Here is a 12,987-nt window from a genome sequence, read left to right on the forward strand (position 1 = left end):
ATATTCCCTAATTGATTATTAGATAATTCATGATTATCATTTTAGATATCGACTTGCTAGATGAATAATAGCAGTCATAAACCGAGGGTTAGTGTAGCACTTCAGCCTATTAACCGTCTAGAGAAAGCGAGAAAGCTATCCATAACTATATTGTTACATTTTATACGAAAAAATATCGACAATTGTTATAGATAACTATATTAATAAAGTAACAAAGGAAGACAGAATAAGATTTAAAGTGTGCTTTGTCAGAAGCATTTCGATGAATATCAAAACGTTGAAAAGAGTTTTTGAATGATTGGCGCTGCCGGCTAATGACGTGCTTTAGATACGCAATCCATAACTAGATTAATAAAGGAATATTATTTACCGCCTGAAATAATAAATTTACTGCCACAGTTGTCCACGACATTATGACAAGTGCCGAATTGACTACCCTCATAACAAACATGCACATCGGTCAATATCATCTGACGACGACTACCGACTTGACAGATTAAATCAACACTAGCAGGAGACATGCCACTATTAAGCTGGGTCATTTGCCCAATGAAGCGAGATTTCAACACCGTATAGCTATTCCCAGTATTCAACTCATTAGGCAGCTTTAATGCACCAGCATAGTTGGTGATTTGCCGAAAATAACTACTGGCGCTGAGCGGACTACACGCGCCATAACGCTGCCAGGCTTGGGTACGCACCGTCGTATCAGGCATGATACGGTTGACCACTTTTAGCTGTAGCGGTGTCAGACGTGGATCGCTACCGCGCCCACAGCGCTCACCGTAGCCCATATCTAAGCCTGATACTGTTAAAGAATACCCTTCTAGGCATTGGCGCATACGAGAACGCGTTGGTTGTAAATTACATAAGGCTGGCGTCATCTCAATCATCAATACGCGCTGTCCGATTTTGGCAGCATTAGCAGCTTGCGCAGGCAGCATTGTCGCCCCTTGCAGCAATAGCAAAGCGGCAATACCGGTAGCAGTACGGCCTTTACTGACATACTTTTCACTCATCAAGCACTTATTTACATGATCTGATAGCACTGTCTTCGACATCGAGCCCACCTTGGTCTGAATAGATAGCCGACGCCTAGCTTGCGACGATATAGGCAGATTGAAATATGTTTTAATCATAAGGAGTTGGAGCATTTAGCAAGGATAAAAGTAGCTTATAAGCTTAGGTGCTAGCGCTAAAAGCGCCTAAATTAATAACCTAAGAATACACGGAGCAATGCAAATGATAATTAAAGCAATGGTAGCAAAATGCTTTTTTTAATCTATAGCAAAAACGTAAGCGTCATTTAAACTGGGCGTCATCATTATATAAACTGAACGTCATTATCATCGTCATTGAATAGTGACGCAAAAATAAAGATATGAAAAAACCACTAACAGTCTTTACCGTTAATGGCTTTTTAGTAGCATCAGTAAGCGTTAGAATCCGGCAGGCACGGTACCCATACGCTGACTAATCGGCTGACCACGACCTAATAGGCTGCTATAAATAGTGGCATTTTCCATCACGTGTTTGACGTAATTGCGCGTTTCAGGAAAAGCAATCGATTCAACATATTGATCTGCCGCCAATGAGCCATAAGCTGGCTGCCAACGCTTGGCATTGTTCGGGCCAGCATTATAGCCAGCCGTTGCCAATACAGGTTGGCTGTTCAATTTACCAAAGATATCACCCATATACCACGTACCATAACGAATATTAGTATCGCCACTATTGGCGCGGCTAGCACTGTAGGTCTCACCCAAATTGCGAGCGATATATTTTGCGGTATCTGGCATGACTTGCATCAGTCCACTCGCACCAACATTAGAGCGCGCAGAGGGTACGAAACGACTCTCTTGGCGCATAATGCCATAAGCCCATGCCGGATCAATACCAGCTGATTGACTGTAGCGAACTACAGCACTTTGATGCGGCATCGGATGCGATATTGCCAAGCTGTTTACGCTGTCGGTATTATCAATCGCATATATCGCACGGTCGAGCCAACCTATGTCATATGCTTGGCGAGCAGCAGCAATAATCAAATTATCATCACGATTATCACGCGCTTTTTTCACCGCCCAGTTCCATTCGCGATTGGCATAGGCGCGGCTGGCATCAGCGTTGTATAAAGCAAACGCTCGAGCAAAATGTGGATTCTGTAACGCACGAGCTCGATCAGCGCTGTTGACATTTGGTAAATTACTACCACCCAAACGACTGGCATCAAAACGTTGACCGACTTTATCTTTTGCCATCAAGCCATAATATTCGTTGCTCTTCGCTAAATTTTGATACATTTTCTTAGCGGTATTACGCTTATTTGTATCGTTTGACTGCTCATACGCACGTGCCAGCCAATATTGCCATTGGTTGGTTTTTTGCGACTCAGCATCCATTCTTGAGATGGCTTCAACCACATCATCCCAACGACTAAAACGAATCGCTGCCATGGCATAATATTCCGCTTCTTCAAAACTAAAGTCATTGTCTAAGCTATTACGGAACCAGTCAACGGCTTCAACGTTAAAGCCATCGTCGGTATTGTGATTCATGCGCTGTACACCAAGGGTACGATAGGCTGCGCGGCGAGTATCATCCGTCAATAATTTAGCTGAACGCTGATTGTCTTGTTTGATATCAAAATCTAACTGTAGCGAGGCCTCACGATAAGACTTTTCTGCTATACGCCCTATGGCATACAAGTACAAGTATTGATTGTTTTGGCTAGCAGGCTCACGGGCAAAACGACTGAAGAATGACGATGGGCTTAGTTGGATTTCACTCAATGACGAATAAGGAATAGGCGTGCCCAAACGTGAAGACAACGCCATAATATCGCCGGTCTTACCTTTACGTAGCATACGTTTAAGACGGGAGGTACGGTCTTGATTACTAATCAGCGCGTTGTTATTCATCTCTAGCGCCAACTGATCACATAGAGCAGGCTGCTTTTTGGTCGTCAGCCACACATCAGACTTCGCTGCCATGGCGCGCATGGTATCGCCGCCGTTATTGAATCCCAACGCAACGGCACAGCGTTCACTATCATCCGCATTGGTAATCAAGTTCGCGACTTGTCGTACTGAGGCATAATCATTTGACCCAGCTTTGGTTTCAGCAAAATCAGCAACCAGCTTTTCCGCCATGACTGTATCCGGATATTGGCGTACAAACTGCGATACGGCCGCTGAGCTTTGCGAATTAAGATCCAGATTCATCCGCCAGTAAGTTGGATACATAGCAAACAAGCCGCCACTCATGGTTTGCTCATAATTATAAAGCGCATTAACATCGCCGCGTTCTGCCGCAATTGCCGCCGCAGTGAAGGAACCCACTCCATTGTCTGGCTGATAACCGCTATTTTGTGGCGAGCTGTTTTGTTGATAAGTGTTTTGTTGAGCGTTATTTTGTGTGTAACCGTCAGGCTTATAGCTCTCAGGCTGGTAGCTTTCTACTTGATACTTGCCTTCTTGTTGGTATGTACTACTATCGCCCCATGTCAATTCTGCGCAAGCAAGTTGCGAAAACCCTAACGCTCCTACCGCTGTCGCCAAACTCAGCGCACTGGTTCTGAGCCCGGTTTTTTTAAACCGTTCGGGCGTATAATTTTGATGCTGAGCATTCTTATCCATGATACCAGGAGCAACCTGCGGCTTTGTCATACTGACTCTCTTTATAATATGTCTAAATAATTCATCTAAGTAATGTGTCTTAAATAATTTTTCTAAAACGGTGTGAATCGCAATTTATTGAATAGTGCTGATAGGATTGCATTCATCATACTATACTCGTTGCACTTTCAACCATAAGCTTTACTTTTCATTAATAAACTGGATAGCACTGTGTAACACAGAGGTGTTATCGAGCATTAATCATTGTTCATTATTACTGATACCAGTTATAGCCAAATAATGCTCGATAAGCAATTGATACTATTATAAATAATCTAACATACTTATAATCATTAGCAGACGCTAACTTTTCACATTGACGTGGGGTTGTGATAAAATACGCCACCTGTTAATCGCCTACCCCGCTATATTTTTAGTCAATCATGGACTTATCCTTATGAGTGTTACTGTATTCAATCCTCGCCTCGATGACACTGCTGTCGCTGACATCACTACTATTGCGCCTGCTGTCACTGCACTCAAAGAACCAAGTTCAGCCGAAGCACCGGTAAAAGCAGCAACTAAAAAAGTATTTATCACCACCCAAGGCTGTCAGATGAATGTCTATGACTCGGGCAAAATGCTCGATGTCCTTGGCGACTCACACGGCATGGAAGTGACTCATGATATCGATGAAGCCGATGTACTACTGATGAATACCTGCTCCATTCGCGAAAAAGCCCAAGAAAAAGTCTTTTCAGAATTGGGTCGCTGGCGCAAATTAAAAGAGAAACGTCCTGACCTCGTCATCGGCGTTGGCGGCTGCGTCGCTTCACAAGAAGGCGACAATATCCAAAAACGCGCGCCTTATGTTGACATGGTTTTTGGTCCACAAACCTTACACCGTTTGCCAGAGCTATATGACCAGTCACACGAGCAACGTGAGATTGCGCCTAAAAACCGTATTGGTACAGTGGATGTATCTTTTCCAAGTATCGAAAAGTTTGATTTTTTGCCAGAGCCAAGAGTAGAAGGTTATAAAGCTTTTGTTTCTATCATGGAAGGCTGCTCGAAGTATTGCTCATTTTGCGTGGTACCTTATACGCGCGGTGAAGAATTATCACGTCCACTGGATGATGTATTAGCAGAAATTGACAGCTTAGCGGCGCAAGGCATCCGCGAAATTAATCTATTAGGCCAAAACGTTAATGGCTATCGCGGCGAAAAAGACGACGGCAGTATTTGCCGCTTCGCTGAGCTATTGCACTATGTGTCGCACGTCGATGGCGTTGAGCGTATTCGCTACACCACCAGTCACCCGCTAGAATTCACCGATGACATCATTGATGCCTATGCACAATTGCCAGAGCTGGTATCACACTTACATCTACCGGTGCAGAGTGGCTCAAACGCTATCTTGGCGGCGATGAAACGTAACCATACCATTGATGTTTATATTAATCAGATTAATAAACTTAAAGCCATTCGACCTGATATTTACTTATCGAGCGATTTTATCATTGGCTTCCCAGGGGAGACCGATGAAGATTTTCAAGCGACATTGAATTTGGCAAAAGAGTTAAACTTCGATCACTCATACAGCTTTATTTATTCTAAGCGTCCGGGTACGCCAGCGGCAGAACTGCCAGACGATGTGAGCTTTAGCACCAAAAAAGCACGTTTGGCGGAGTTCCAAAAAGTCATTATCGACTCAACGCTTGCTAAAACCCATGAGATGGTTGGCACTACAACTCGTGTCTTAGTTGAACAAGTGGCTAATCGCCATCCTGACTGCTTAATCGGTACGGCAGACAATACTCGTACGGTCATGTTCCCTTACGATGTTGATAAAATGGACGAGCTGCTTGGCAAAATCGTCAGCGTACGTATTACTGATTTTGTCAGTCCGCATATGGTGAAGGGTGAGCTTAAGGAAGTGTTAGCTTAAATAATTATTTTCTAAATAAATACAGTTTTTGAATAAGCATAAAAAAAGCCGTTCACTATTCAATAGCGAGCGGCTTTTCTATATTTATTTTTCCCGTTATTTGCAACACCTTTTGGTAAATCCCTCAAACCTGAAACAGCTCATGAATAGAGTTAAGTGACCTGATTGAATCTCTGTATCAGCGTAAGGTCTGTAGCGGTTAATTTTTATTTGAAACCGCCCTTATTTATTGTTGAGATTACTGTTGCACCTTACTATCATAACTTATTTACTAAAACGACTAATTTGCTCCATTGCTTGCTTTAATAGTGCGTAATCGGGTTCCTCTTTCAATGGCTTATACTCCTTATCAATGTATGAAAATTGTCCTGCAGAGCCAACCTCCATAATATCCTGATGAGCAACTACAGCGTATTTGCTATAGCTAGAAGAAAGCAACCAATCACGATCAACAGGCTTACCCAATAAATCCACTCCCATAGAATAGTCTTGTATTGGATTTTTCACTCCAAGATAGTTCTGTAATAGTGTTGGTACAACATCTTGATGGCTCGTGAAGTAGTTATTCCAGCCATCGACATTTTTAGGCACGTTTTTACCAACGATAACAAAAGGAACGTGTATTTGAGGGTTTGAAAAATTACTGTTATGTCCCCAATAGTTCTGCTTATTATCATTTATCTCTTCGCCATGGTCACCTGTAATAATGACGATAGTGTTTTCCATCTCTCCTGAGGCATTCAATTCATCTAATACTTGCTTAGCAAGACTGTCGACAAAATGTACGCTTGTTTTATAACGATTCATTAATGGTTCAGGATCAGTTTTATTATTTAACTTTAAATAATTGACTTCAGATAACATTGGCTCATAGCGATGAGGATAGTCTTTAGGGAAGTCATAGCCATGTGGTGAATCATAAAATAAAAATGAGAATGAAGGCTTTAAGCGGTCTCTTTGTCCAAACCAGTTTAACCATTCTTCTGTAATATTTTGGTCGCGCTCAACCGCTGTACTGCCTTTGGACTCTTTGCGAAGATTAGGCACTTTTAAAAACACGGTTTGGTCAAACTCAGGATTATGTAGTTGCGCAGATGCGAATATACCTAACGGGTAATCTAAATCTTGCATACGATCGATAAAAACAGGGCTTGTTTTATTATCTATTGCACTGTGCCAGTACGTCGATGGAATACCATAAAAAAAACCAAAAATCCCTGCTCGCGTTGCGTTTCCTGTTGATAGATGGTTTTGAAAAATTGTACCATTTTGAGAAAAATTCCAAAGATTTGGGGTGTTTTCTGCATTAAAAGTATCTGCTCGCCAAGAATCTATAACTAAAAAGACAATGTTCGGAGGATTTGCTACGACTTGCGTTTGCAATGGTTGTAATGGAAATTTAAAATCTCCTTGTTTTTGCATAGTCATCAATTTTTGCTTTTCTAAAGCTTCCTCATCAATCCAGCCATATTTAGTCATTAAACTATTAGAAGTCATTGGATAGAACAGTGGTAGATAGCGTTTAAGCTGCGTCACTGATTGATAAGCGTGCGCTGCGGCCCAAATATGGATTAGATGACTTAGCAATAGAGCTGTTACTGCTGATATGCTAAAAATACGCCCTGTTTTTGCTGGCAATCTAATCTTTCTTTCATCAATTGCATATAAAACACCTAATTCTATAGCAAATACCAATACCACAGCACCTATGACCATTAGCCAGGTCGCTACAGATAAGCTAACAATTTGTCCTGCGAATATCAAATCTAACATTGCAGGATTGATATGAAAGCGATAGCTTGCGAATACAGCAGTATCAATAAATAGATAAACCAATATTAACGATGCTAATGTCGCAACGATTATTCGGCGTATCCAACCATAAGGTAAAAAGAAAAAGGGAAGCAGAATAAGGCTCACAATAGCCGTCAAAGCAACCATATGTGAGAATGTTGAAAGGACTAAAAATAGTAATCCTAGCATATCACTCGGTACTTCAGGTAAAAACCTTAAGTATCGTAAGGCTATAAAAATAGCGAAAACAGAGTTGATTAGGATAAAATATCCATAAGTCGTTAATCTTTCTTTAATAGTCATATTATTATTAAGTCGCAATAAAGTTGAATGAACTAAAACCTTTTACGCTTTATGCAAAATGATTGGCTCAATCATCGGTAATAATGGCATCAAGGATAACGTATTGATTACTTTTTTAGGCTCAATTGGGCTGATTTGAAAATAACTGGGGCAAAAAATAGCTTTAATGAAATTAAAGCTATTTTAATAAAAAAATGGTTGATTATAAGACCTTTAGGTGATTTGAACAATTGTTTTAAGGTCATTTTAAGATAAACACTCTTTTATATTAAGCTTGAGATGACGTCGGCTAATAAAGCCGCGGCAATTAAGATAAATATCACCCCGCAACCACGATTAAGCCACGCTAAACGCTCGCCAACATCCAACCAACCTGCCAGCTTTTTGCCGCCAATAGTATAGATAAGTTGCCAAATCGTTTCACTCAAAAACAGCCCTAACGTTAGCATGATATATTGTGGCCATAGCGGCGCACTGAAATTGATAAATTTAGGAAAAAAGGCCGCAAAAAATAAAATCGCCTTCGGATTGGATAGTGACACCCACATACCTGTCCGAAACAGCATCCAATCGCTAGGCGCTGCCCTAACCGCTGCACTAGAGAGTGAGCGCGGCTTAAGTTTATCAGGTTGCTGGATATTATCAGGGCGATTAGAGCTCGTTGCCAGTTCTGCGCTAACCTCCGCACTCATTGCGCTCATTGCACTCATTACACTGGCATCATCCATTAAACTGTTGTTAGCGGCATTATCACGCCACGATGAAATACCCAAATAAATAAGGTAGATGGCACCTACTGTTTTAATGACCGTCAATAACCACGGCGACTGCCGACTGATAACATCCAATCCCAATAGCGTCGATAGTAACAGGATAAATAACCCAAGGCTTAGACCTGCCAGCGTCCATAGTGTCCGCTTGACGCCATAATTAAGACCATACTGAAATGCCAGTAGCATATTCGGACCGGGAGTCGCTGAGATAAAAAACGTACTTGCAAAAAATACCGCAAACAGATGCCAAGACATCAACTAACCCCTACTTTTTTATTTGAAATTAACTGACTACACGAAAAAATAAACACCGCCATAAAGACGGTGTATTTTATATCAACTAATACCGAGAAAGCGCAGTTTATTTATCCACAGTACAACTATCTAATAACTTCTGTAAAAAACTATCACAGCGCTCAATCTCACTCAGCGCGACATATTCATCAGCTTTATGTGCCTGCTCAATACTGCCAGGCCCACAGATAATGGTTGGAATACCACTATTGGTAAATTGTCCACCCTCGGTTGCATAGGCAACTTTGTGACGTTTATCATCCCCCGTCAGTGCGGCTATTAGCACTTGTAGCTCGCCACTGTCGTTATCAGTCATTGCTGGCACGCTTTCCTCTTGCATCAGATCAATACCGGTTTCTGGTGCGCGTGCTTGCATTTGTGCTGTTAATTCTGCAACTTTTGCTTGAATCGGTGCGAGGATATCGTCCTGTGTCATATGCGGTAGATTGCGATAATCAAAGGTAAATTCACATAAATTAGGCACAATATTAGTCGCTGTACCGCCTTGTATCGTGCCTACAGATAATGTCGAATAAGGCACATCAAACAGCGCATCATTATCAAGACGCTGGCTTAATTCATCCGCCAACTCATCAACATAGCCTACCAATCGGCTGGCATAGCTGATGGCGTTAACCCCTTGCGCCGTCAATGATGAATGCGCAGACTTGCCATGCACGCGGCAACGGTAGACGGCAATACCTTTATGCGCCACCACCATCGCCATATTGGTCGGCTCACCAACGATACAATAATCCGGTGTAATACCGCGTGCCTTTAAGTCTGCCAAAATTAATGGCGCACCTAAGCAGCCAACTTCTTCATCGAATGACAGTGCCAAATGCAGAGGACGACGTAGCTGACCACTATTCGATAGCTGTACCGCTTTTGGCAACAGCGTCAAAGCACAAGCGATAAAACCTTTCATATCACAAGCACCGCGCCCGTATAGCTTGTCACCACGTATCGTTGCGCTAAATGGCTCTGATGTCCAATCCTGACCATCGACTGGCACCACGTCAGTATGACCAGATAGCACAAGACCGTTATTTACTTTATCCGCATTTTTCCCTGCTGCTACTGTCATGAATAAATTGGCTTTGTTTTTGGCGTTATTAAAGGTTAAATCTACTGTTAAGCCTAATTGCTCACAATAGCGTTGCACGTCTTCAATTAATGCCAAATTTGAATGGCGACTAACCGTATCAAAGGCAATAAGCCTTGTTAGCCAGTCAATGCTGTTTTTAGGATAATCAGCATTAAACATAGCTTGTTTTTTATCGTTATTGTGAGTTGCGACAGTCATAAGATATCCTTATCACGATACAAAATAAAAAGATCTCAGTCTTTTTGGAATGAGCCTTTTTGGAATGAGCGTTGTTGCAGTGCCTTTACTTCTGCATCTAATCCAACAATTGGACCTTCAACTGGCACATTAGGCGCAACTTCTTGAATAGACAAAGTATTGATCGGTGACGAGGATTTAACACCCATCTCCTTCATCCACTCGCCCAACTGTTTTGAGGAACTAACATAAACAATGCGACCAAGCCCTGCCCACGCATGAGCCGCTGAGCACATAGCGCAATGCTCACCGGAAGTATAAACCACTGCTTGCGCACGCGCATCGGCAGTCATATTTTTTGCCGCCCATTGGGCGACGGCAATCTCAGGGTGATACGTTGCATCGACGCTATTGGCACGGTTACGATCTTCGCGTAATACATGACCCTCGCCATCGACCAGTACGCTACCAAATGGCTCATCACCTGCCTCTAAAGCTTCAGCGGCAAGCTCAACGCAGCGACGCAGATGTTGCATATCATTGTCAGTTATCATCACAATCTCCTTTTTATCACCTTACGGTAAATCGCAGTTCCTATTGCACTTTATATTACACTACATTGCGTCGCATTATTTTGCGTCGCACCATCTTGCATTGCATCGAAGCATTTATGATGCATTTCATTTACGATGGATTGTTTTGATTCATGATATCAATCACTGGTGGCATCGGTTTTGGCAGCTTACCTTCTGCTTGTAGCTCTTTAGTAGTTTTGGCATCGATAGCAAGTCCAGCGATCAGCGCAATATCTTTGACCGGCTTACGTTGACGAGTGGCAAAACTGACTGGAACCATACGCGCAAACTCATAAATATAAAGATAAGACTCTTCGCCGCCTTCAAAATCTTCATCATCTTCTAGACGAATCCCACCAATCTTGGCCAAATCCGATAACATCTCATTCTCTTCGCTACTTAGACCGCAATCAGTAATACCAAAACCTGTCATAAAACCATTAGCCCACTGTTTCAGAGCTATCACGCGCTCGTATAAGTCATGTTCATCATCAGGAACTAGTGGCGTATAAGAATAGGCATCCTCTTTGTCTTTTAGCTGAAATACCGTATCTTCTGCTTCTTCAGTTAGCAAGGTCAATGCTTCGTCAGGTAATGGCGCAAAACTCAACTCCTCAAATACTGTTGCCCATACCTGCTCGTCAGGCGCGTCACAAGCTGTCATCAGCCCCGTCATTAGACCATGTACCTCACTGATAGACACATCAGTCCAGTCGTCAAATGCCTTTAGCCACGTATTCCAGCCAGAGATATTGTCATTCATAATAGATGTCCTAATAGTTGGTTGTTAATGATTGCTTATAAAATAAAAATAAACGCAGCACGATGTCATCGACAAGGCTGCGGCTAATAAAAATAAAGAGATTAAGCCCAATGCTGGTAATTACTTTGTTGGTATAGATATTATGCGGTCACCTATGGCATTATTAAACGCAGACAACAAAATTCATTTACGCTTACTTGTTAAGGATAAAAACTGACTATGTATGACCAACTTAGAATATTAGAAAAAATGATACTCGACATCAAAAAACAGTATCAGCTTGTCAGTGCTGAACTTAGCAGCCTCAAGCAACAACCCCTTACCGATCCACAAGAACTTACCGCCTTAAAAACCAAACTCGATAGCAGCTATACAGAACGCGATGGTACCAAAAAACAATTAAACGATCTCGATAAGCGCTACCAAAACCTAGCAGAAGCACACCACATGATTGGTGAAGAGCAGGACAAGCTACAAAAGCAGATTAGCCAATTGCAACAACAAAATAGCGAGCTGCAGCAACATAATAATGAATTAAAACAGCAAAACAGTGATATTAAACAACAAAATAGTGATTTGAAAAAGAAAAACGAATTGGCAGCTGAGCGTACGCAGGTAGTATTACAGCGCTTAACCCGTATCGATCAAGCAGAAGGTTAGTGATAGCTTAAATCAACAGCAATTCAGCATCGTTTTTTGCCTATAAAGCTAGCACGATATTCACTGTCATATCTTATATGACCCACTTTACTGACCAGACATTGTAGGATTTATCATGACCGATAACCAGTCCAAATCTATAGAAAAACAGCCGCAAGAGAGCCAAGTAAAAAATAGCCAAGTAAAAAGTAACCAAGCACAAACGACTGAGCTTAAATCACAAAATGTCGTTTCAAATAATTCAAACACACAAAGTGACGCTGCCAAACCTGCGGCTAAAGTCACTAGCGCCCCTGAACCACAAGTCAAAAAAGTCGATATTGCAATTGCCGGTATCACTTATCCAATTTATTGCCCAGTACATGAAGAAGAAGAATTGCGTGCCGCGGTTTTTTATATCAATGATTACGTGCTAGATCTCAGAAGAAATTCCCCAAGTCTTAGCCAAGAAAGCTTACTGGTACTATGCTGCTTAAATTTATATGAGAAAATTCAGACTAATAAAAGAGATAAAGAAGACCGCTCGCAGCAAGACAAGCAGTCTGTCGCTCTTTTAAATAAAGTCATCCAAGACGCGCATTCCATTTTATAAGCCAGTACTGTTTTTTGATGCTTATAAATATATCAAACGCTTAGTTTATAAAACTAAGCGTTTTTTATGATTAGTAGATAAGCAATTTTTTATACTTCTTATTGATACGTTTTACCTGCATGAAAATCCGCTTGGTGCTCATAATTGCAAAAGAATAGCGCCTTGTTATCTTCAACGTTGCTATTATTGCTAATGCTCTCACTATCTACAGCCAAGCTTGGATTGGTCTCAAGCACACCTCGATATTCAGCTAAGCTATTGCCACAAAAATCGCACTGACGCAGTGTGATCACATCGCCTTTTTTTGGCATCATGCTTTTGGGCGCACGTGGGTACATAAACTTATAAAACCCCCACATTACCATCCAGATAATGATGATTAC

Annotated in this window: 11 protein-coding genes; 3 read left to right on the top strand and 8 right to left on the bottom strand. The window is 41.7% G+C overall.

Annotation, left to right across the window (positions count from 1 at the left end; genetic code table 11):
* Positions 1-362: 362 nt before the first annotated feature.
* Both DABAL43B_RS11685 and DABAL43B_RS11690 read right to left on the bottom strand, forming a co-directional pair.
* Entirely contained in the window at positions 363-1,061 is a 699-nt protein-coding gene (locus DABAL43B_RS11685; RefSeq protein ID WP_227516684.1) for a ribonuclease T2, read from the bottom strand.
* Between the two features lie 378 nt (positions 1,062-1,439).
* Complete coding sequence (locus tag DABAL43B_RS11690) at positions 1,440-3,668, bottom strand: lytic transglycosylase domain-containing protein (protein WP_079692544.1); 2,229 nt, start codon at positions 3,666-3,668, stop codon at positions 1,440-1,442.
* Positions 3,669-4,074: 406 nt separating this feature from the next.
* Between DABAL43B_RS11690 and miaB the strand changes: the two genes are divergently transcribed.
* Entirely contained in the window at positions 4,075-5,565 is a 1,491-nt protein-coding gene (gene miaB / locus DABAL43B_RS11695; protein WP_079692545.1) for a tRNA (N6-isopentenyl adenosine(37)-C2)-methylthiotransferase MiaB, read from the top strand.
* A 264-nt stretch (positions 5,566-5,829) separates the two neighbouring features.
* On the opposite strand, the gene DABAL43B_RS11700 is transcribed toward miaB, so the two are convergent.
* From DABAL43B_RS11700 to DABAL43B_RS11720, 5 genes are all read right to left on the bottom strand, one after another.
* Positions 5,830-7,662: a DUF3413 domain-containing protein gene (locus DABAL43B_RS11700; RefSeq protein ID WP_079693114.1), complete on the bottom strand. Its 1,833-nt coding sequence runs from the start codon at positions 7,660-7,662 to the stop codon at positions 5,830-5,832.
* Positions 7,663-7,925: 263 nt separating this feature from the next.
* Positions 7,926-8,690 carry a LysE family translocator gene (locus DABAL43B_RS11705; protein ID WP_079692546.1) on the bottom strand — a complete coding sequence of 255 codons (765 nt, stop codon included), beginning with the start codon at positions 8,688-8,690 and terminating at the stop codon, positions 7,926-7,928.
* A gap of 106 nt (positions 8,691-8,796) precedes the next feature.
* Positions 8,797-10,035 carry an acetylornithine deacetylase gene (argE, locus tag DABAL43B_RS11710; protein WP_079692547.1) on the bottom strand — a complete coding sequence of 413 codons (1,239 nt, stop codon included), beginning with the start codon at positions 10,033-10,035 and terminating at the stop codon, positions 8,797-8,799.
* Positions 10,036-10,070: 35 nt separating this feature from the next.
* On the bottom strand, positions 10,071-10,568 hold the full coding sequence (locus DABAL43B_RS11715; RefSeq protein ID WP_079692548.1) for a nucleoside deaminase: 498 nt from the start codon (positions 10,566-10,568) through the stop codon (positions 10,071-10,073).
* Between the two features lie 130 nt (positions 10,569-10,698).
* Positions 10,699-11,352 carry a UPF0149 family protein gene (locus tag DABAL43B_RS11720; RefSeq protein WP_079692549.1) on the bottom strand — a complete coding sequence of 218 codons (654 nt, stop codon included), beginning with the start codon at positions 11,350-11,352 and terminating at the stop codon, positions 10,699-10,701.
* 219 nt (positions 11,353-11,571) lie between these two features.
* Between DABAL43B_RS11720 and DABAL43B_RS11725 the strand changes: the two genes are divergently transcribed.
* A complete protein-coding gene (locus DABAL43B_RS11725) occupies positions 11,572-12,012 on the top strand; it encodes a hypothetical protein (protein ID WP_079692550.1) in 441 nt (146 codons plus the stop codon).
* 115 nt (positions 12,013-12,127) lie between these two features.
* Positions 12,128-12,604 carry a cell division protein ZapA gene (locus DABAL43B_RS11730; protein ID WP_079692551.1) on the top strand — a complete coding sequence of 159 codons (477 nt, stop codon included), beginning with the start codon at positions 12,128-12,130 and terminating at the stop codon, positions 12,602-12,604.
* A gap of 98 nt (positions 12,605-12,702) precedes the next feature.
* Here DABAL43B_RS11730 and DABAL43B_RS11735 read toward each other — a convergent pair whose 3' ends face one another.
* Positions 12,703-12,963 (bottom strand): hypothetical protein, encoded by a 261-nt coding sequence (locus tag DABAL43B_RS11735; protein WP_145952567.1) that lies wholly within the window; start codon positions 12,961-12,963, stop codon positions 12,703-12,705.
* Positions 12,964-12,987: the final 24 nt, after the last annotated feature.

It is taken from the genome of Psychrobacter sp. DAB_AL43B (assembly GCF_900168255.1).
GTDB lineage: Bacteria > Pseudomonadota > Gammaproteobacteria > Pseudomonadales > Moraxellaceae > Psychrobacter.